The organism is Allobosea psychrotolerans (assembly GCF_002917105.1).
GTDB classification, from domain to species: domain Bacteria; phylum Pseudomonadota; class Alphaproteobacteria; order Rhizobiales; family Beijerinckiaceae; genus Allobosea; species Allobosea psychrotolerans.
The window spans coordinates 362773-380135 of sequence record NZ_PQFZ01000002.1 but is presented as its reverse complement, the minus strand read 5'-3'; the positions used below and the strand labels follow the sequence as shown (position 1 = coordinate 380135).

Here is a 17363-nt window from a genome sequence, read left to right as displayed (position 1 = left end):
GTCATGGAAGCCGTCGTCTTCTTCGAGTTCGCCTCCGAAGCGTCCGGCGTCCGGTCAGGCTTGCTTGACCGGATCGGCCCCATCGCCCTGGCGGGCGACGGTCGACTCAATTTCGTCGGGACGGAGCGCGACGAGCGCGGCCGGCCAGTCCGCGAGGTCATCGCGCTCGGCTTCAAGAACGCGGAGACGGCGCAAGCGGTCATGCTGCGCTGGTGCGGCGACCCGGCCTTTCCGGCCGGGGTGCAGACGCGGCTGATGCGGATCGAGCCGATCTGGTCGATCGAGCCGTTGGCGGTGATGTTTCCCTAAAGCCAGAGCCGGATGCGAAACGGCGGGAACCGGTTTTTCGCATCCGACTCCAAGGGCTGCCGCTTCAGTCGTGGAGCGACAGGCCCTTGGTGATCTTGTCTGCCTCCTTGCGCTCGGCATGGATGGCCAGGCCGACGAGATCGAGCGCCGCCGTGGCGACAGCGGCGACCGCGGCGCGGTTGTCGCTGTCATTGCCGGTCGCGAACAGCTCCCGCGTATAGAGATGCGGCCGCACGCCGCGCTGCTGCGCGCGCTGGAGCATCAATCCGAGCTGCTCGCTGGTCGCGGCGAAGATCAGGACGGGCTGGCGGATCAGCGGGCCGTAAAATCGGCCCGAGGCATCGTTGTAGTCCTCGCCCCTGAGTTCGGGGTAAGCTCCCACGAGGCCGCCGGCGAGGAAGCTGGCGACGTTGAGTTTTTGCCAGGTGGCGAGATTCTCGCGCACCGCTATGGCGATCTTGGTGTCGTAACGCATGGCGCAATCGATAGGCGAGCCTGAGCCAGCCGGTCTTGAACGATCGTGCGGCCCCTCACAGGGTGATTGGCTGCGCGCCGGGCCCGGCTCTGACGGCATCGAGCGGATCGAGGCCTTCTTCAGCGGCCACGCCTATGACCCGCACAGGCACGACACCTATGCGCTGGGCCTGACGCTGAGCGGCGTGCAGAGCTTCGACTACCGCGGCAGCCGGCAGGATAGCTGCGCGGGCAATGCGATCGTCCTGCATCCAGACGAGATTCATAATGGCCGCGCCGGCGTCGAAACCGGTTTCCGCTACCGCATGCTGTATCTGGAGCCCCGGCTCCTGCGCGCGGCGCTGGGCGATGAGGCCCGCACGCTGCCCTTCATCTCGGCGGCCGTCTCGTCTGATCCGCGCCTCGTTCGCGCGATCGCGCGCGGCTTGCGCGCGATCGACACGCCATTGGCGGCTGACGAAGCTGACGACATCGTCCTGGGGTTGGCCGAGGCCCTGCTGGCGCTCGACCCGTCCGCCGCGCGCCCAGTGGGCTCACGCCACGCCCAGGCGGCCTCGGAGCGCGTCAGGCGGTTTCTCGACGCTCACCTGGAGCGGGTCGTCACATCAGGAGAGCTGGAAGACGTCGCCGGGCTCGATCGGTTCGCGCTGGCCCGCCACTTCCGCGCGAGCTTCGGCACGAGCCCCTATAATTATCTCGTCATGCGCCGGCTCGACCGAGCCCGCGCCATGCTGCGGTCGGGACTTGAAATCGCCGATGTCGCGGCCGCTTGCGGTTTCGCCGACCAGAGCCATCTGACGCGCCAGTTCCGCCGGGCTTTCGGCGTCACGCCCGGTCGCTGGCGCAACCTGCATCGCCATCCGGAGTGAGCGACGGCCATAAGCCGTTCTCCCTCCGGATGTTCGACTATGCAGGCCTGTTTGCCTTCGTTTTCAGGCCTATTTGCCCTCGTTGACCGTGATCTTCGGCAAGGCGCTGCTGGACAGACCGTATTTCACGAAGATCGCGTCATAGCTTCCCTTGGCCTTGAGCCGGTCGAGCGCGCCCTTGACCGCATCGCGCAACTGGTTGCCTTCGGGGGTCTTCACGAAGGGAATGCCGGCGCGCACATCGGTGAAGGGCGCGCCGATCGGCACATAGGTGTTGGGCTCGAGCTTGAGGAAATAGGGCATCACCTCGCTGCCCTGGACGGCAGCCTGGAGGCGCTGGGTCTTGAGCTGGGTGCGGGCGTCGATAGAGCCTTCCGTACCGACGATCGTCAGGGCCGGCTTGCCCTTGGCGACGCAGTTTTCCTTGCTCCAGGCTTCCATTTCGGCAGGCCAGCTCGTCGAGCGGCTGGCACCGACCGTCTTGCCGCAGAGATCCTCCATCGTCTTCAGGCCCGAGGCCAGTGCCGCGATGGTGTAGAACTGCGCGCCCGACGAGAAGTAGTCGATGAAATCGGCGGTTTCGCGCCGAGCCGGTTTATCCGACATGCCGGCCATGACCATGTCGACACGGCCGGTCTGCAGCGAGGGCAGCATCTGCGCGAAGGCGGTCTCCTGCCACTCGATCGCGACGCCGAGTTCCTTGCCGATCGCTTCGCCGATTTCGATGTCGAGCCCGGTCAGGGTGTTGGTCGCCGGGTCCTTGAAGATGATCGGCGGGTAGTTCGGCTGCGTCGCGACGATGATCTTGCCAGCGGTCTTGATCCGGGCCGGCAGTTCCTGGGCGGAAACCGCCGCGGGCAGGCAGAACGCCAAAGCGGCGAGCAGGCTTCGTGAGGTCAGGGTCATGGCAATCCTCCGGATCGGTTCAAGGCGAGGGTTCAGGGCAAGAGCTCAAGGCAAGACCGCGGCGATGAAGTCGCGGGTGCGGGGATGTTCGGGTGCGCTCAGCACCTGGGCGGGAGGCCCCTGTTCGATCAGGCGACCTTGATCCATGAAGACGACGCGGTCGGCGACCTCGCGCGCGAAACCGAGCTCATGCGTCACCACGATCATCGTCATGCCGCTCTTGGCCAGGTCGCGCATCACGGCGAGCACCTCGCCGACGAGTTCCGGATCGAGCGCCGAGGTCGGCTCGTCGAACAGCATCAAACGTGGCTTCATCGCAAGCGCGCGGGCGATCGCAACGCGCTGCTGCTGGCCTCCGGAAAGCTCGGAGGGGTAGGCGCCGCGTTTCTCGGCGAGGCCGACCCGGGCCAGCAGGCGCTCGGCCTCGGCGGTCGCGGTGGCCCTGGGCTGCTTCAGGACGGTCACCGGCCCCTCGATCACGTTCTGCAGCGCCGTCATATGGCCGAAGAGATTGAAGCGCTGGAAGACCATGCCGCTGGCGAGGCGCTGACGCGCGATCTCCTTGTCGGTCAATTCGATCAAGCGGTCGCTGGTGCGCCGGAAGCCGGCGAGTTCGCCATCGACCCAGATCGCGCCACCATCGATCCGTTCGAGCTGGTTGATGCAGCGCAAGAGCGTGCTCTTGCCGGAGCCGGAGGGACCGATGATGCAGACGACCTCCCCGGGCGCGACGTCGAGCGAGACGGAATCGAGCGCCGCTAGATTGCCGAAGCGCTTCGTCAGCGACAGCGCCTGGACCATGGGGCGGTTTGCGGACGCCTCAACCATTGCGCGCTCCCGCACCAGCGCGGCCCTTGGCGAAATGCCGCTCCAGGACAACCTGCCCGAGCGAGAGGATCGAGACCACGATCAGATACCAGCCCGCAGCGACGATCAGCAATTCGATCACCCGAGCATTGGCGTAGTAGATCGTCTGGGCGTTGCGCAGGATCTCGGAGAACTGGATCACGCTGGCGATCGAGGTCAGCTTGACCATGCTCACCACCTCATTGCCGACAGGCGGAATGATCACCCGCATCGATTGCGGCAGCACGATCCGGCGCAAGGTCGTCAGCCTGGTCATGCCGATCGCCTTGGCCGCTTCGACCTGACCGTGGTCGACCGAGAGGATTCCGGAGCGCACGACCTCGGCCGTATAGGCGCCCTGGTTGATGCCTAAGCCCAGCAGCGTCGCCATGAAGGGACCGATCAGGTCGATCGTCCGGGCCGAGAACAGGCCTGGAATGCCGATCGTCGGGAAGACCAGCGCGAGGTTGAACCAGATCAGCAATTGCAGGATCAGCGGCGTGCCGCGGAAGAACCAGATGTAGAACGCCGCCGAGCCGCGCATCACGGCGTTGGGCGACATCGCCATGATCGCGAAGATGACTCCGAGCGCGATGCCCAGCGCCATGGCGCAGACCGTCATGATCACGGTGTTGGCGAGGCCGCCCAGGATGGCGGGCGCGGTGAAGAACTGGCCGACCACCTTCCAGGCGATGTCGCCCTCGGCAAAAGCCTTCACCACGAACGCAAGCGCAAGCAGCACCAGGGTCGCGGAAACCCAGCGTCCGAGATGCAGCCTGCCGACGCGGGGCAGGCTGAGGATCGTCGGGTCGAGCGCCGTCCCCGGCATCTGGCTCGAAGTCATGGTTGCGGTCCCCGGTATCCGTTGGCCCAGTCACGCTGCACGGCGAGGCGCAGCGTCAGCCGGTCTATCTGCTCGGCCACGCGTGCAGGCGACGTGCCACCTTTGGCCATACGCGCATCGAGTGCCGCCTCCAATGTCAGATGTTCCCTGATATCGGGCGTGAGGCGTAGGTCGATCGAGGCCAGCGCGGCATCGTCGATCTCGTGCAGCTGGCAGGATTTCTCCTCGCAGAGGCGTACCAGCGCGCCGGTGATCTCATGCGCCTCGCTGAAGGCTACGCCCCTGCGCGCCAGGAAATCGGCGACCTCGGTCGCGAGCGTAAAACCGCGTGAAGCAGCGTCTCGCATGGTCGCGACATCGACCGTCATGGTGGCGACCAGGCCGGCCACGGCGGGAAGCGCCAGCGCCAAACCCTCGACTGCATCGCAGCAGGCGTTCTTATCCTCGGCGAGGTCACGGTTATAGGACAGGGGCAGGCTCTTCAGCGCCGCCAGCATGGTCATGAGCCCGCCGATCAGCCGCGCCGAGCGGCCGCGCGTCAGTTCGGCGATGTCGGGGTTCTTCTTCTGCGGCATGATCGAGGACCCGGTCGCGAAAGAATCATGCAGCGAAATCCAGCGATAAGGCTGCGTGCACCAGATCACGATCTCCTCGGCCAGCCTGGAGAGATTGACCGCGTGCATGGCGGTGACGAACAGGAACTCCGCGACATGGTCGCGAGAGCCGACGGCGTCGACCGAGTTCTCGAACGAGCCGTCATAGCTGAGTTCCTCGGCGACCAGCTCGGGGTTGAGCGCGATCGCGGAACCCGCCAGCGCGGCGGCGCCGAGCGGGGAGACGGCATTGCGCCTGTCCCAGTCGATCAACCGCTCGGCATCACGCGCGAAGGCCTGGGCATGGGCCATCAGGTGATGGCCGAAGGTGATGGGCTGCGCCGCCTGAAGATGCGTCACGCCCGGCGCCGGCGTCGCGACATGTTCGCGGGCCTGCGCAATGAGGGCCTCCTGCAGGCTCAGCAGATCCTTCATCAGCCCGCGGGCGCGGTGCCGGAGGAAGAGCTTGAGGTCGTTGGCGGCCTGGTCGTTGCGCGAGCGCCCGGCGCGGATCTTGCCGCCGAGAGGGCCGAGCCGCTGCGTCAGGACGCGCTCGAGGAAGGTCTGGACGTCTTCGTCCTCCGGCCAGGGCTCGATCAGCCCTGTCGCATGGAGTTTCTCGACCGCGTCGATCTCTTTCTGGATCGTGGCGATCTCGGCATCGTCGAGCAGGCCGGCGCGGCCGAGCTCGCGGATATGGGCGCGCGAGCCGGCGAGATCATAGGGCGCCAGGCTGAAATCGCTGGCCTCCGAGCGTGAGAGGCGGGTCAGCGCAGGATCGGGGTCGGCGGTGAAACGACCGCCCCACAGGCGCAATGGCTGGTTCACGCTGGCTCCCCGCTCTGACGTAACGCCAGGCAGGTTAGTGCGCATGGGTTTGCGCCGGCAAAGGAGATGATTTCCGACGATCATTCCATTTTGGAATAGCTCTTTCGCTGGGCGTCGTCGTGGACTAGTGTGAGAGATGCTTTCGGAGTCACCCTCGCTCCTCTCGGCGCCGCTGCCGCGGCGGCTGCCTTCGACCATGGGCCTGCGCGTGGTCGAGGCGGTTGCGCGTCATGGCTCCTGCTCGGGCGCAGCCGACGAACTGAACCTGACCCAGAGTGCCGTCAGCAAGCAATTGCGCGGCGTCGAGCAGATTGTCGGTGCGAGCCTGTTTGCACGTAACCGGCGCGGCCTGGAGCCGACCGAAGCCGGCCACGCCTTCATCGGTCCGGCCCGGGATGTGCTCGTCGCCCTGGCCTCGGCGGTCGGCGGTGTTGCAGGTTTTCGCCCGGAGCAGCCGATGCTCAGGCTGCATGTGCTGCCGATCCTTGGCGACCGCTGGCTGGTGCCGCGCTTCTCGCGCTTCGCCGAGGAACATCCCGAGATCGAGGTCCAGTTCACGAACTTCGTCGCCCATGGCACGGCCGAAGCCGCGGACGCGACGTTTCGCTTCGGTGAGGGCGACTGGCCTGGGCAGCAGGCGGATTATCTGTTCGGGCGCGATGTCGCGCTGGTCGCGGCGCCTGACCTTCTGGCGCGCTTCGGGCCGATCCGCGATGTCAGGGATATCGCGCGGTTTCCGGTGCTCGACCATCCGCCGACCCCGCTGCGCTGGAGCGAGTTTGCCGAGGCCAATGCCGTGGCTGACCTCGTTCCACAGAGGGTGATCCGCTTCGGCTTCTATGCCCTGGTCATTCGCGCGGCGATCGCGGGGCAGGGGCTGGCGCTGGTGCCGCGCGCCCTGGTCGCGGAGGAGCTCACGGGGGGGCGTCTCGTCAACCCGGCGGGGCTCGGTTTTCGCAGCCGGCATGGCTATTGGCTGACCCGCCCGGCGGATCGTCCACCGAGTCCGGCGCTCGTCTTGCTGCGCGACTGGCTTGTCGCGGAGGCGGTCGGGATGCAAGAAGCGCGATGAACAGGAAGTGCCAAGAAACGGACCGGCGCATGAAACGGACCGGCGGTCGAGATGCCCCGGCCATGAAGGGTTGAAGCGATGCAGCTAGGGATGGTCGGCCTCGGCCGGATGGGGGCGAATATCGTGCGCAGGCTGATGCAGGCCGGGCATGATTGCGTGGTCTATGACCGCGATCCCAAGCCTGGCGCCGCTCTCGCCGAGAAGGGGGCGGTCGTCGCCTCCGACCTGAAGGACATGGTCGCCAAGCTTGCCGCGCCGCGTGCCATCTGGGTCATGCTGCCGGCCGGCGAGATTACCGAGGCGACGCTGACCGAGTTGTCCGGACTGCTGTCTCCAGGCGACACGCTGATCGACGGCGGCAACGCCTTCTGGAAGGACGATGTCCGGCGTGGGCAGGAGCTTTCGGCCAAGGGCCTGCATTATCTCGATATCGGCACCAGCGGCGGTGTGCATGGGCTGGAGCGCGGCTATTGCCTGATGATCGGCGGCGACAAGGAGACCGTCGCGCGGTTGGACCCGCTGCTGAAGGCGCTCGCGCCCGGCAAGGGCGATATTCCTGAGACCAGCCATCGCGACGGTCGCAATCCGACCAGCGAGGAGGGATACCTGCATTGCGGGCCGGTCGGCGCGGGCCATTTCGTCAAGATGGTCCATAACGGTATCGAATACGGCATGATGCAGGCCTTCGCCGAGGGCTTCGACCTGCTGCGCAACGCCTCTGCTCGGGAGGGCCTGCCGCCGGAATACGGCTTCGATTTCGATGTCGCCGAGATCTCCGAGGTCTGGCGGCGCGGCTCGGTCGTGACCTCTTGGCTGCTCGACCTGACGGCGTCGGCGCTCGCAGCCGATGAGGATCTCTCGGCTTATACCGGCAATGTCTCGGATTCGGGCGAGGGGCGCTGGACGGTGCAGGCCGCGATCGAGACCGCGACGCCGGCCGAGGTCCTGACCTCCTCGCTCTACACCCGCTTCCGCTCACGCAAGGACCACACCTTCGCCGAGAAGGTACTCTCGGCCATGCGCGCCGGCTTCGGCGGCCATGTCGAGCCCAAGAAGCCGGTCTGACGCGCCATGAGCAATTCGGAGAAGGGCGGCGGGCCCGCCGTCATCGTCGTCATGGGCGTTGCGAGCTCGGGCAAGACCTCGCTGGGCGAGCGTCTTGCCGAGCATCTGGGCTGGCCGTTCCGCGATGCCGATTCGTTCCACCCGCCGCAGAATGTCGCCAAGATGGCGGGCGGCACGCCGTTGAACGACGAGGACCGCAAGCCCTGGCTCGCTGCCATCGCCGCCTGGATCGACGAACTTCGCGCTGCGGGCAAGAATGGCATCGTCACCTGTTCGGCGCTGAAGCGGGCCTATCGCCGCGTCATCATCGGCGATCGCCCCGATGTCGCCCTGGTCTATCTCAAGGGCTCGCGCGAATTGATCGGCGCGCGCATGGCGGCGCGGCAGCACCATTTCATGCCGCCCGCGCTGCTCGACAGCCAGTTCGCTGCGCTGGAGGAGCCCGGCGACGATGAGCGCCCGCTGGTGATGCCGGTCGAGCTGCCGAAGGACGAGATTCTGCGCGCGGTGTTGACAAAGCTCGGGTTGAACTGACCTGTCAGGGCTAGAGCAGGATGCGAAAAAGTGGGAACCGGTTTTTCGCAATCGATCCTGCTCTAACTCTTTGATGAGAGACGGATTCAGATTTCAGGTCGGATCACTTAGTGATCCAACCTGAAGTCATCCGGCTCTAGCGCTGCCGCGCCGGCCAAGCGATCGCTCCAGAGCAGAACAGCGCCCACCAGATCAGGATCGGTTGCAGCGCCAGTCTCGGGCCGTGATACCACCAACTCGCCGGCAGCCCCGGAATCGCAATGGCTTCCAGGGCGTGCTTGATGTTGGCCGGAAAGACGCAAAGCGCGTAGAGCGCGAGCCCGATGCCGGCTGCTTTGCGAAGATGCGGGATCAGCAATGCCAGGGCGCCGAGGATTTCCGCAATTCCGGTCAGGACGACGACCTCACGCGGCGCGGGTATCCAGTCCGGCATGATCGGCAGAAAAGCCTCGGGCGAGCGCAGATGAAGCCCTCCGGCGGCGAGATAGAACGCCGCCATCAGCCAGCGCATCGCGGAGTGCAGCTTCACGTCACCTCGAACCAGGTCCACAAGCCCAGGTCGAAGCGCTCCAGGACCGTCGACGAGATCATCCAGCGGCCCGGGTTCTCGGCGATGAAGGCGATATGCAGCCGCTTGCCCTCGGGAATCTGCACCGTGTCCATGAAATAGGGCTCCCAGCCATCGTCGAGCGGGTGCAGCAGCCGAAAGCAGTGGCCATGCACATGGATCGGCTGCAGGAAGGCCGTTCGGTTTTCGATCGCGAGCACGATCGGCGTGCCGCGCTTGACACTGACGAGCGGCTTGCCGGCGTCTCCGACGCCACCATTGACCCGCCAGGGTTTGGAGAGATCGAGGCCGGCGAGATCCAGCTTGAGCTCGGGCATGACCTTCGCCCCGCCCTCGATGAGGATCTGGGGGCGGACCGCATCCTGGAGGCGCACCGCAGCAGGGAGCGTCGGGTTGGGCTTCAGAGCGGCAGGCGCGGTCACGGCCGCTTTCTTTGCGCCCTCAGTCACCAGCCGGACAAGCGGCACGCCGGCGCCGATCAAGGCGGTCACGATCGCGGTCGCGCCCGGCTCCTCCGGCATGTCGACGATCAGATCGTAGCGCGTGCCCGGTGCGAAGGGCAGTTGCGCGCGCACCGGCTCGAACGTGTCGGTCGGCTGCCCGTCGACGGCAACGACCGAGGCCTTCACCCCGTCGAAGCGCAACCGCATGATCCGGGCGTTGCAGGCGTTGGCGAGGCGCAGGCGGACGCGCGCGCCCGGAGCGACCGCGACGCGCTGCGGCGGCGGAGCGCCATTGACCGTCAGCCAGCTGCCGAGCCGGCCTCCGGCTGCGTTCTCGGGGCTTGCCGCGGCAAAGGGACGAATGACGTGGTCGTCGCCGAGCAGCCAATCCGCGACCATCACCGGCAGATCCAGGTCGACCGCCAGCGGCTCCGCCTCCTCGACGATGAGCATTCCGCCAAGGCCTCGGCCGGCCGGTTCGGACGAGCCGCCGACGAGCAGCGGCCGATAGAGGAAGGTGCCCGCATCCGGCGGCGTCAGCCGGTATTCAAAGCTTGCGCCTGGAGCGACCGGGGGCTGGCCGAAGCCCCCGACCCCGTCCATGGCGGCCGCGCCACGCAGGCCTTGCCAATGCAGGGACAGCGGCAGAGCGGTTCGGTTGTCGAGCTTGAGGCGCAACGTCTCCCCTAGCTTGATTCGCAGCGCCGGACCTGGAGACGCCCCGTTCAGCGCCAGGATGTCGGTCTCGCCGGCCGGCGCCGGCCGCAAACGCGCCTTGCCGGGGGCTGCAACCAGCAGGCTCAATGGCGGCTCGGTTCCGGCTGGGCCCGCCGGCGGTCTGGCCTGGGACGAGGCCCGGCCGGCAAGCGCGATCGTCGTCGCAGCGCCAAGGCCGGCAAGCGTGGCGCGCCTTGTCGGCATCAGGGACGATCGCAGGGAGGGAAGGAGGCCTTTGTCGGTCATGCGCCCGGCATAATCTGTGGCGCGCGATCTGGCGAGAGGCGGCCTTCGCGCAGCCTGGCGATGTGTCGCGATACGGCGCGGCAGGGCGACCTTCGCAGAAACGTCGCATTTTTTTGCTGCATGGCCTGCTCGAAATGCGTATAGCACCGCGGCCCAACGATGGCCGCGCTGCGTTTGCTCGCGTGCAGCGCTATCGGGCCGGCGGGCGTGGCGGAATTGGTAGACGCACTGGTTTTAGGTACCAGCGGCGAAAGTCGTGGGGGTTCGAGTCCCTCCGCCCGCACCAGCAAGCGTGCGATCGCATCATGACGTTAGCGTCGTGGCGCGGGAATCGTTCGCTGAAGAAAAATGGATTTCGCGAGCGCGGCGGCGGTCACCCGGCGTCGCGCTTTGGACATTGAAGTAACGCTGTTGGCGGATCGAAAACGATGAACGTGACCGAAACCCTGTCCCAGGGCCTCAAGCGCGAGTTTCAGGTGGTGTTGAACGCCGCCGACCTCAAATCCAGGCTCGATGACGGCCTCCAGGGCCTGCAGGGCAAGGCCAGGATCAATGGCTTCCGCCCCGGCAAGGTGCCGGTCGCCCATCTGCGCCGTCTCTATGGCCGCTCGGTCATGTCCGACGTGCTGCAGAACGCAGTCAACGAGGCGAACCAGAAGATCGTCACGGATAACGGCCTGAAGCTCGCCTTCGAGCCGCAGATCCGCTTCCCCGAGAACAAGGACGAGATCGAGGCCGCGATGGAGGCCAAGGGCGATCTCGCCTTCACCGTCGCGCTCGAGGTTCTGCCCAAGATCGAGCTCGCCGACCTGTCGGACGTGTCGCTGACCAAGCCCGTCGCCGAGGTGCCCGACGCCGATGTCGACGCCGCGCTGGAGCGCATGGCCGGCCAGAACCGCACCTATTCGAACAAGGGCGAGAAGGCCAAGGCCGCCAGCGGCGACCGCCTGATGATCTCCTTCGTCGGCACGCTCGAGGGCAAGCCCTTCGACGGCGGCACGGGCGAGGGCATCCCGCTCGATCTCGGCGCCGGCCAGTTCATCCCCGGCTTCGAGGAGCAGCTCGAAGGCGCCAAGGCCGGCGAGACCCGCACGGTCAAGGTGACCTTCCCCGAGAACTACACCGCGACCCATCTTGCCGGTAAGCCGGCCGAGTTCGAAGTCACGGTCACCGAGGTGCAGGCGCCCGAGCCCGTCAAGATCGACGACGAGCTCGCCAAGGCCTTCGGCATGGAGTCGCTCGATGCGCTGAAGACCGCGATCCGCGAGCAGATCGGCCGCGATTTCGGCGAGCAGTCGCGCCGCAAGCTGAAGAAGAGCCTGCTCGACGCGCTCGACGCCAAATACACCTTCGAATTGCCGCCGACCCTGGTCGAGCAGGAGTTCGCCAGCGTCTGGAGCCATGTCGAAGTCGACATGAAGGAAGCCAAGAAGTCGTTCGAGGACGAGGGCACGACCGAAGAAGCCGCGAAGGCCGACTATCGCAAGATCGCCGAGCGCCGGGTGCGCCTCGGCCTCGTGCTGGCCGAGATCGGCGAGAAGGCCAAGGTCCAGATCTCGGATGACGAGGTCACCAAGGCCCTGGTCGAGCGCGCCCGCCAGTTCCCCGGGCAGGAGAAGCAGGTCTGGGAGTTCTACCAGAAGAACCCGCAGGCCCTGGCCGAGATCCGTGCCCCGATCTTCGAGGAGAAGGTCGTCGACCACCTGCTGGAGCAGGTGAAGGTCGAGGATCAGAGCGTCACGCGCGAAGCGCTCTATGCCGACGAAGAGGCGGACGAGACTGCCGAGGCCAAGCCGAAGAAGGCCGCCAAGAAGGCCAAGAAGGCTGACGCCAAGGGCGAGGACAAGGCCGACGACGCTTCGGCCTGATTGTCGGCAACCTTAATCGCAAGATTCGCGCCGCCGGGCTTCATGCTGGGCGGCGCTTCTCTTTTCAGCCGCGTTTGCCGTGCTTATGTGGGTGTCCTCCGAGACATTCGCTGATTCTCCATCCGCCGAATCCGGCGCCGCCACCCAAGGACGATTTTCATGCTGCGCGATCCGATCGAGACCTACAACAATCTCGTCCCGATGGTGGTCGAGCAGTCCAGCCGTGGCGAGCGCGCCTTCGACATCTATTCGCGGCTGCTGCGCGAGCGCATCATCTTCCTGACCGGACCGGTGGAGGATTACTCCGCCTCGCTGATCGTGGCGCAGCTCCTCTTCCTCGAGGCCGAGAACCCCAAGAAGGAAATCTCCTTCTACATCAACTCGCCCGGTGGCGTGGTGACGTCGGGCATGTCGATCTACGACACGATGCAGTTCATCCGCTGCCCGGTCACGACTTTGTGTGTCGGCCAGGCCGCCTCGATGGGCTCGCTGCTGCTCACCGCCGGCGCCAAGGACATGCGTTTTGCGCTGCCCAACGCGCGCATCATGGTCCACCAGCCCTCGGGCGGCTTCCAGGGCCAGGTCACCGACATCCTGATCCACGCCCGCGAGGTCGAGAGCCTGAAGCGCCGGCTGAACGAGATCTACGTCAAGCACACCGGCCGCTCCTATGCCGACATCGAAGCGGCGCTGGAGCGCGACAATTTCATGACCGCCGAGGCGGCGCGCGACTTCGGCCTGATCGACAAAGTCATCGACAAGCGGCCGGAAGACGCGACAGCCTGACCGGCGGCGTGGGCTGCGACCAGCCGCCCCGTTGCCTGTGGGTTGGCGCGGCGGCTTTAAGCGCCCATATTGCAAGGGGACCGGCCCCATGTTTGCATGGGGAATCGGGCGAGCGGACTGGCGCTCCTAAACGGTCCGGTTTTGGGTCGGCTCTGTCCACCGGGTGTTCCGGAACAGGGCGTTAACCTAATGATCGTGATCTGAGCGTCTATTAATGACGGAGAGACGACGGTTGCATCCGCTCAGGCTGATGTGGTCGTCCGGCTCCGAGAATGGAGATGGACGATGAGTAAGGTCAGCGGCGGCGATTCGAAGAGCACCCTCTACTGCTCTTTCTGCGGCAAGAGCCAGCACGAGGTTCGCAAGCTCATTGCGGGCCCGACCGTGTTCATCTGCGATGAATGCGTCGAGCTCTGCATGGATATCATCCGCGAGGAATCGAAATCCGCGCTGGTGAAGTCGAAGGATGGGGTTCCGACACCGCGCGAGATCCGCAAGGTGCTGGACGACTATGTCATCGGCCAGGACCACGCCAAGAAGGTTCTCTCGGTCGCGGTCCACAACCACTACAAGCGCCTTTCGCACGCCTCGAAGCACAATGACGTCGAGCTGGCGAAGTCGAACATCCTGCTGATCGGGCCCACGGGCTCGGGCAAGACGCTGCTCGCGCAGACGCTCGCCCGCATTCTCGACGTGCCCTTCACCATGGCCGACGCGACGACGCTGACGGAAGCCGGTTATGTCGGCGAGGATGTCGAGAACATCATCCTGAAGCTGCTCCAGGCCTCCGACTACAATGTCGAGCGTGCGCAGCGCGGCATCGTCTATATCGACGAGATCGACAAGATCAGCCGCAAGTCGGACAACCCCTCGATCACCCGCGACGTCTCGGGCGAGGGCGTGCAGCAGGCCCTGCTCAAGATCATGGAAGGTACTGTCGCCTCCGTGCCGCCGCAGGGCGGGCGCAAGCATCCGCAGCAGGAATTCCTGCAGGTCGACACCACCAACATCCTGTTCATCTGCGGTGGCGCTTTCGCCGGGCTGGACAAGATCATCTCCAGCCGTGGCAAGGGCACCTCGATCGGCTTCGGCGCGACGGTGAAGGGGCCTGACGACCGCCGCACCGGCGCAATCTTCCGCGAGGTCGAGCCCGAGGATCTGCTGAAGTTCGGCCTGATCCCGGAATTCGTCGGCCGCCTGCCGGTCCTGGCGACTTTGGAGGATCTCGACGAAGCGGCGCTGAAGACCATCCTGACCGAGCCGAAGAACGCGCTGGTGAAGCAGTATCAGCGCCTGTTCGAGATGGAGGACACCGAACTGACCTTCACCGACGAGGCCGTCAGCCTGATCGCCCGCAAGGCGATCGACCGCAAGACCGGTGCGCGCGGCCTGCGTTCGATCATGGAAGGCATCCTGCTCGAGACGATGTACGAGCTGCCGGGGCTGGAAGGCGTCGAGCAGATCGTGATCGGCCCGGAGGCCGTCGAGTCGAAATCGCGACCGCTCTTCATCTATTCGGAGCGTGAGGAAGAGGCGAAGTCGGCCTCTGCCTGAGATGCCCGCCAAGCACCCAAGACATTGCAAACGCGCGCCTGTTGGCGCGCGTTTTGCGTCGTGGGCCAGGTTGGACGGTCGTCTGTTTCACCCCGCGACAATCCAATCTGGGGATGCCTCGAAGGCTCGCTTGAAAGCCGGCGAGGAAGTCTCCACTTTAGGTGCACTTGCGAGAGTCGCATGCCTGTCGAGGGTGTGATGCGCGAGGGCGGGCGTGGCGATAGTCGTCTCGGCCGCATACGTCAGGTGGCTCCGCCCATTTGGGGGTAGGCCTGGCGCAACCACAAAGGACAAGTCATGACTGGCTCGGCGCCCCGCGCTCCTTTCGTTCCCGGCGAGACCGGCCTCTACCCGGTGCTCCCCCTGCGCGACATCGTCGTTTTCCCGCATATGATCGTGCCGCTCTTCGTGGGCCGCGAGAAGTCCATCCGCGCCCTCGAGGAGGTCGTGAAGACCGATGGCCTGATCCTGCTCGCCACCCAGAAGAATGCTGGCGACGATGATCCAGCGACCAAGGATATCTATGAAATCGGCACGCTGGCCCGCGTGCTGCAGCTGCTGAAGCTGCCCGACTCGACCGTGAAGGTCCTGGTCGAGGGCGTCGGCCGCGCCAAGGCGACCGCTTACGTCGCCGATGACGCCTTCTATCAGGCCGAGGCCGTTGGCCTGGCCGAGGAGGAGGGCAAGAAGGTCGAGGTCGAGGCGCTGGGCCGTTCGGTCGTCAGCGAGTTCGAGAGCTATGTGAAGCTCAACAAGAAGATCTCGCCCGAGATCGTCGCCGCCGTCTCGCAGATCGACGAAGCCTCCAAGCTCGCCGACACTGTCGCCTCGCATCTCGCCGTCAAGATCGCGGACCGCCAGGCGGTGCTCGAGATCACCCATGTCGCGCATCGGCTGGAGAAGGTTCTCTCGCTGATGGAAAGCGAGATGTCGGTGCTCCAGGTCGAGAAGCGCATCCGCTCGCGCGTCAAGCGCCAGATGGAGAAGACGCAGCGCGAGTACTATCTCAACGAGCAGATGAAGGCGATCCAGAAGGAGCTGGGTGACGGCGAGGAAGGCCGTGACGAGCTGGCCGAGCTGGAAGAGCGCATCGCCCGCACCAAGCTCTCCAAGGAGGCCCGTGACAAGGCCGTCGCGGAGATGAAGAAGCTGCGCCAGATGTCGCCGATGTCGGCCGAGGCGACGGTGGTGCGCAACTATCTCGACTGGATGCTCGGCATCCCGTGGAACAAGCGCTCCAAGATCAAGAAGGATCTCTCGATCGCGCAGGGCGTGCTCGACGATGATCATTTCGGCCTCGACAAGGTCAAGGACCGAATCGTCGAATACCTCGCCGTGCAGCAGCGGACGAACCGGCTCGCCGGCCCGATCCTGTGCCTCGTCGGCCCTCCCGGCGTCGGCAAGACCTCGCTCGGCAAGTCGATCGCCAAGGCGACGGGGCGCGAATTCGTGCGCATGTCGCTCGGCGGCGTGCGTGACGAGGCCGAGATCCGCGGGCATCGCCGCACCTATATCGGCTCGATGCCCGGCAAGATCATCCAGTCGATGAAGAAGGCCAAGACCTCCAACCCGCTCATCCTGCTCGACGAGATCGACAAGATGGGCCAGGACTTCCGCGGCGACCCCTCGGCGGCCCTGCTGGAGGTGCTTGATCCCGAGCAGAACGGCACCTTCAACGATCATTACCTCGAGGTCGATTACGACCTGTCGAATGTGATGTTCGTCACCACGGCCAACACGCTGAACATTCCGCCGGCCCTGCTGGACCGGATGGAGGTGATCCGCATCGCGGGCTACACCGAAGATGAGAAGACCGAGATCGCCCGGCGTCACCTGATCCCGAACGCGATCAAGAAGCACGGCCTCGAATCCAAGGAATGGTCGATCGACGACGACGCTCTGATGACGCTGGTCCGCCGCTATACGCGGGAGGCGGGCGTCCGCAACCTGGAGCGCGAGCTCTCCAACACCGTCCGCAAGGCGGTGAAGGACATCGTGCTCTCGAAGAAGAAGAAGGTCGCCGTCACCACGCCGGTGCTTGAGGAGTATCTCGGCCCGCCGCGCTATCGCTATGGCATGGCGGAGACCGAGGATCAGGTCGGCGTCGTCACCGGGCTTGCCTGGACCGAGGTCGGCGGCGAACTCTTGACGATCGAAGGCGTGATGATGCCCGGCAAGGGCAAGATGACCGTCACCGGCAACCTCAAGGACGTGATGAGGGAATCGATTTCGGCGGCGGCCTCCTATGTCCGCTCGCGCGCCATCGATTTCGGCATCGAGCCGCCCTTGTTCGACCGGCGCGACATCCACGTCCACGTTCCCGAGGGCGCGACCCCGAAGGACGGCCCGTCGGCAGGCATCGCGATGGCGACCGCCATCGTCTCGATCCTGACCGGCATCCCAACCCAGCGCGACGTCGCCATGACCGGCGAGGTGACGCTGCGGGGTAGGGTGCTGCCGATCGGCGGTCTCAAGGAGAAGCTCCTGGCGGCTCTGCGGGGCGGCATCAAGAAGGTGCTGATCCCCGAGGACAATGCCAAGGATCTGATCGACCTGCCCAAGTCGGTGAAGGAGGGCATGGAGATCATCCCGGTCTCGCGGATGGAGCAGGTGCTGCAGCATGCGCTGACGCGCCAGCCCGTTCCGATCGTCTGGGAAGAGGATCTGACCGCGCTACGGCCGAAGGCCGGCGAAGAGGATGCCGCAGGCGGCCTCGTCGCCCACTGAGGCTGACTGCTTGACCAGAGAGCCGCCGGCGTTCAGCGCCGGCGGCATTTTCTTTGAGTGGAGCGTGAAAAGGGGAGAAGCGGGCGATTCGCTCCATCTCGGCGCTTGATGGCG

Annotated in this window: 16 protein-coding genes and 1 tRNA gene; 10 read left to right on the top strand and 7 right to left on the bottom strand. The window is 65.7% G+C overall.

Annotated elements, in window-relative coordinates:
• Window positions 1-3 precede the first annotated feature (3 nt).
• Window positions 4-309 (top strand): hypothetical protein, encoded by a 306-nt coding sequence (locus CYD53_RS04805; RefSeq protein WP_103716966.1) that lies wholly within the window; start codon window positions 4-6, stop codon window positions 307-309.
• A gap of 64 nt (window positions 310-373) precedes the next feature.
• Here the strand turns inward: CYD53_RS04805 and CYD53_RS04800 are convergent, their stop codons facing one another.
• A complete protein-coding gene (locus tag CYD53_RS04800) occupies window positions 374-784 on the bottom strand; it encodes a DUF2000 family protein (protein WP_103716965.1) in 411 nt (136 codons plus the stop codon).
• Between CYD53_RS04800 and CYD53_RS04795 the strand changes: the two genes are divergently transcribed.
• The gene (locus CYD53_RS04795; protein ID WP_103716964.1) at window positions 783-1652 is read left to right on the top strand and encodes a helix-turn-helix domain-containing protein; all 870 of its coding nucleotides are present in this window, start codon (window positions 783-785) and stop codon (window positions 1650-1652) included. The two genes, CYD53_RS04800 and CYD53_RS04795, sit on opposite strands and share 2 nt — an antisense overlap.
• Window positions 1653-1721: 69 nt before the next feature.
• Here the strand turns inward: CYD53_RS04795 and CYD53_RS04790 are convergent, their stop codons facing one another.
• From CYD53_RS04790 to argH, 4 genes are read right to left on the bottom strand one after another with little or no spacing between them, the layout of a single operon-like run.
• Window positions 1722-2558 (bottom strand): ABC transporter substrate-binding protein, encoded by an 837-nt coding sequence (locus CYD53_RS04790; RefSeq protein ID WP_103716963.1) that lies wholly within the window; start codon window positions 2556-2558, stop codon window positions 1722-1724.
• A 45-nt stretch (window positions 2559-2603) separates the two neighbouring features.
• Window positions 2604-3386: an amino acid ABC transporter ATP-binding protein gene (locus CYD53_RS04785; protein WP_103716962.1), complete on the bottom strand. Its 783-nt coding sequence runs from the start codon at window positions 3384-3386 to the stop codon at window positions 2604-2606.
• Complete coding sequence (locus tag CYD53_RS04780) at window positions 3379-4233, bottom strand: amino acid ABC transporter permease (RefSeq protein WP_425428265.1); 855 nt, start codon at window positions 4231-4233, stop codon at window positions 3379-3381. The genes CYD53_RS04785 and CYD53_RS04780 overlap by 8 nt, the downstream gene beginning before the upstream one ends.
• Before the next feature lie 11 nt (window positions 4234-4244).
• On the bottom strand, window positions 4245-5669 hold the full coding sequence (gene argH, locus CYD53_RS04775) for an argininosuccinate lyase (protein WP_245928081.1): 1425 nt from the start codon (window positions 5667-5669) through the stop codon (window positions 4245-4247).
• Between the two features lie 136 nt (window positions 5670-5805).
• On the opposite strand from argH, the gene CYD53_RS04770 reads away from it, so the two are divergent.
• The 3 genes from CYD53_RS04770 to CYD53_RS04760 all read left to right on the top strand — a co-directional run bounded on the left by CYD53_RS04770 (window position 5806) and on the right by CYD53_RS04760 (window position 8340).
• Window positions 5806-6741 carry a LysR substrate-binding domain-containing protein gene (locus CYD53_RS04770; RefSeq protein WP_103716960.1) on the top strand — a complete coding sequence of 312 codons (936 nt, stop codon included), beginning with the start codon at window positions 5806-5808 and terminating at the stop codon, window positions 6739-6741.
• A 78-nt stretch (window positions 6742-6819) separates the two neighbouring features.
• The gene (gnd, locus tag CYD53_RS04765; protein ID WP_103716959.1) at window positions 6820-7806 is read left to right on the top strand and encodes a phosphogluconate dehydrogenase (NAD(+)-dependent, decarboxylating); all 987 of its coding nucleotides are present in this window, start codon (window positions 6820-6822) and stop codon (window positions 7804-7806) included.
• Between the two features lie 6 nt (window positions 7807-7812).
• Complete coding sequence (locus CYD53_RS04760) at window positions 7813-8340, top strand: gluconokinase (protein WP_245928080.1); 528 nt, start codon at window positions 7813-7815, stop codon at window positions 8338-8340.
• A gap of 136 nt (window positions 8341-8476) precedes the next feature.
• Here the strand turns inward: CYD53_RS04760 and CYD53_RS04755 are convergent, their stop codons facing one another.
• Both CYD53_RS04755 and CYD53_RS04750 read right to left on the bottom strand, forming a co-directional pair.
• Window positions 8477-8863, bottom strand: a complete 387-nt coding sequence (locus CYD53_RS04755; protein WP_425428264.1) for a DoxX family protein — start codon at window positions 8861-8863, stop codon at window positions 8477-8479.
• A 2-nt stretch (window positions 8864-8865) separates the two neighbouring features.
• Entirely contained in the window at window positions 8866-10272 is a 1407-nt protein-coding gene (locus CYD53_RS04750; protein WP_103716958.1) for a multicopper oxidase family protein, read from the bottom strand.
• A gap of 243 nt (window positions 10273-10515) precedes the next feature.
• On the opposite strand from CYD53_RS04750, the gene CYD53_RS04745 reads away from it, so the two are divergent.
• From CYD53_RS04745 to lon, 5 genes are all read left to right on the top strand, one after another.
• Window positions 10516-10600: transfer RNA gene (locus CYD53_RS04745), tRNA-Leu, on the top strand.
• Between the two features lie 142 nt (window positions 10601-10742).
• Window positions 10743-12182: a trigger factor gene (gene tig / locus CYD53_RS04740; protein ID WP_103716957.1), complete on the top strand. Its 1440-nt coding sequence runs from the start codon at window positions 10743-10745 to the stop codon at window positions 12180-12182.
• 159 nt (window positions 12183-12341) lie between these two features.
• Window positions 12342-12968, top strand: coding sequence for an ATP-dependent Clp protease proteolytic subunit (locus tag CYD53_RS04735; protein ID WP_404978830.1), 627 nt, complete (start codon window positions 12342-12344; stop codon window positions 12966-12968).
• A 285-nt stretch (window positions 12969-13253) separates the two neighbouring features.
• Window positions 13254-14522: an ATP-dependent Clp protease ATP-binding subunit ClpX gene (clpX, locus tag CYD53_RS04730; RefSeq protein WP_069691738.1), complete on the top strand. Its 1269-nt coding sequence runs from the start codon at window positions 13254-13256 to the stop codon at window positions 14520-14522.
• A gap of 297 nt (window positions 14523-14819) precedes the next feature.
• Window positions 14820-17249, top strand: coding sequence for an endopeptidase La (lon, locus tag CYD53_RS04725; protein WP_103716956.1), 2430 nt, complete (start codon window positions 14820-14822; stop codon window positions 17247-17249).
• Window positions 17250-17363 lie beyond the last annotated feature (114 nt).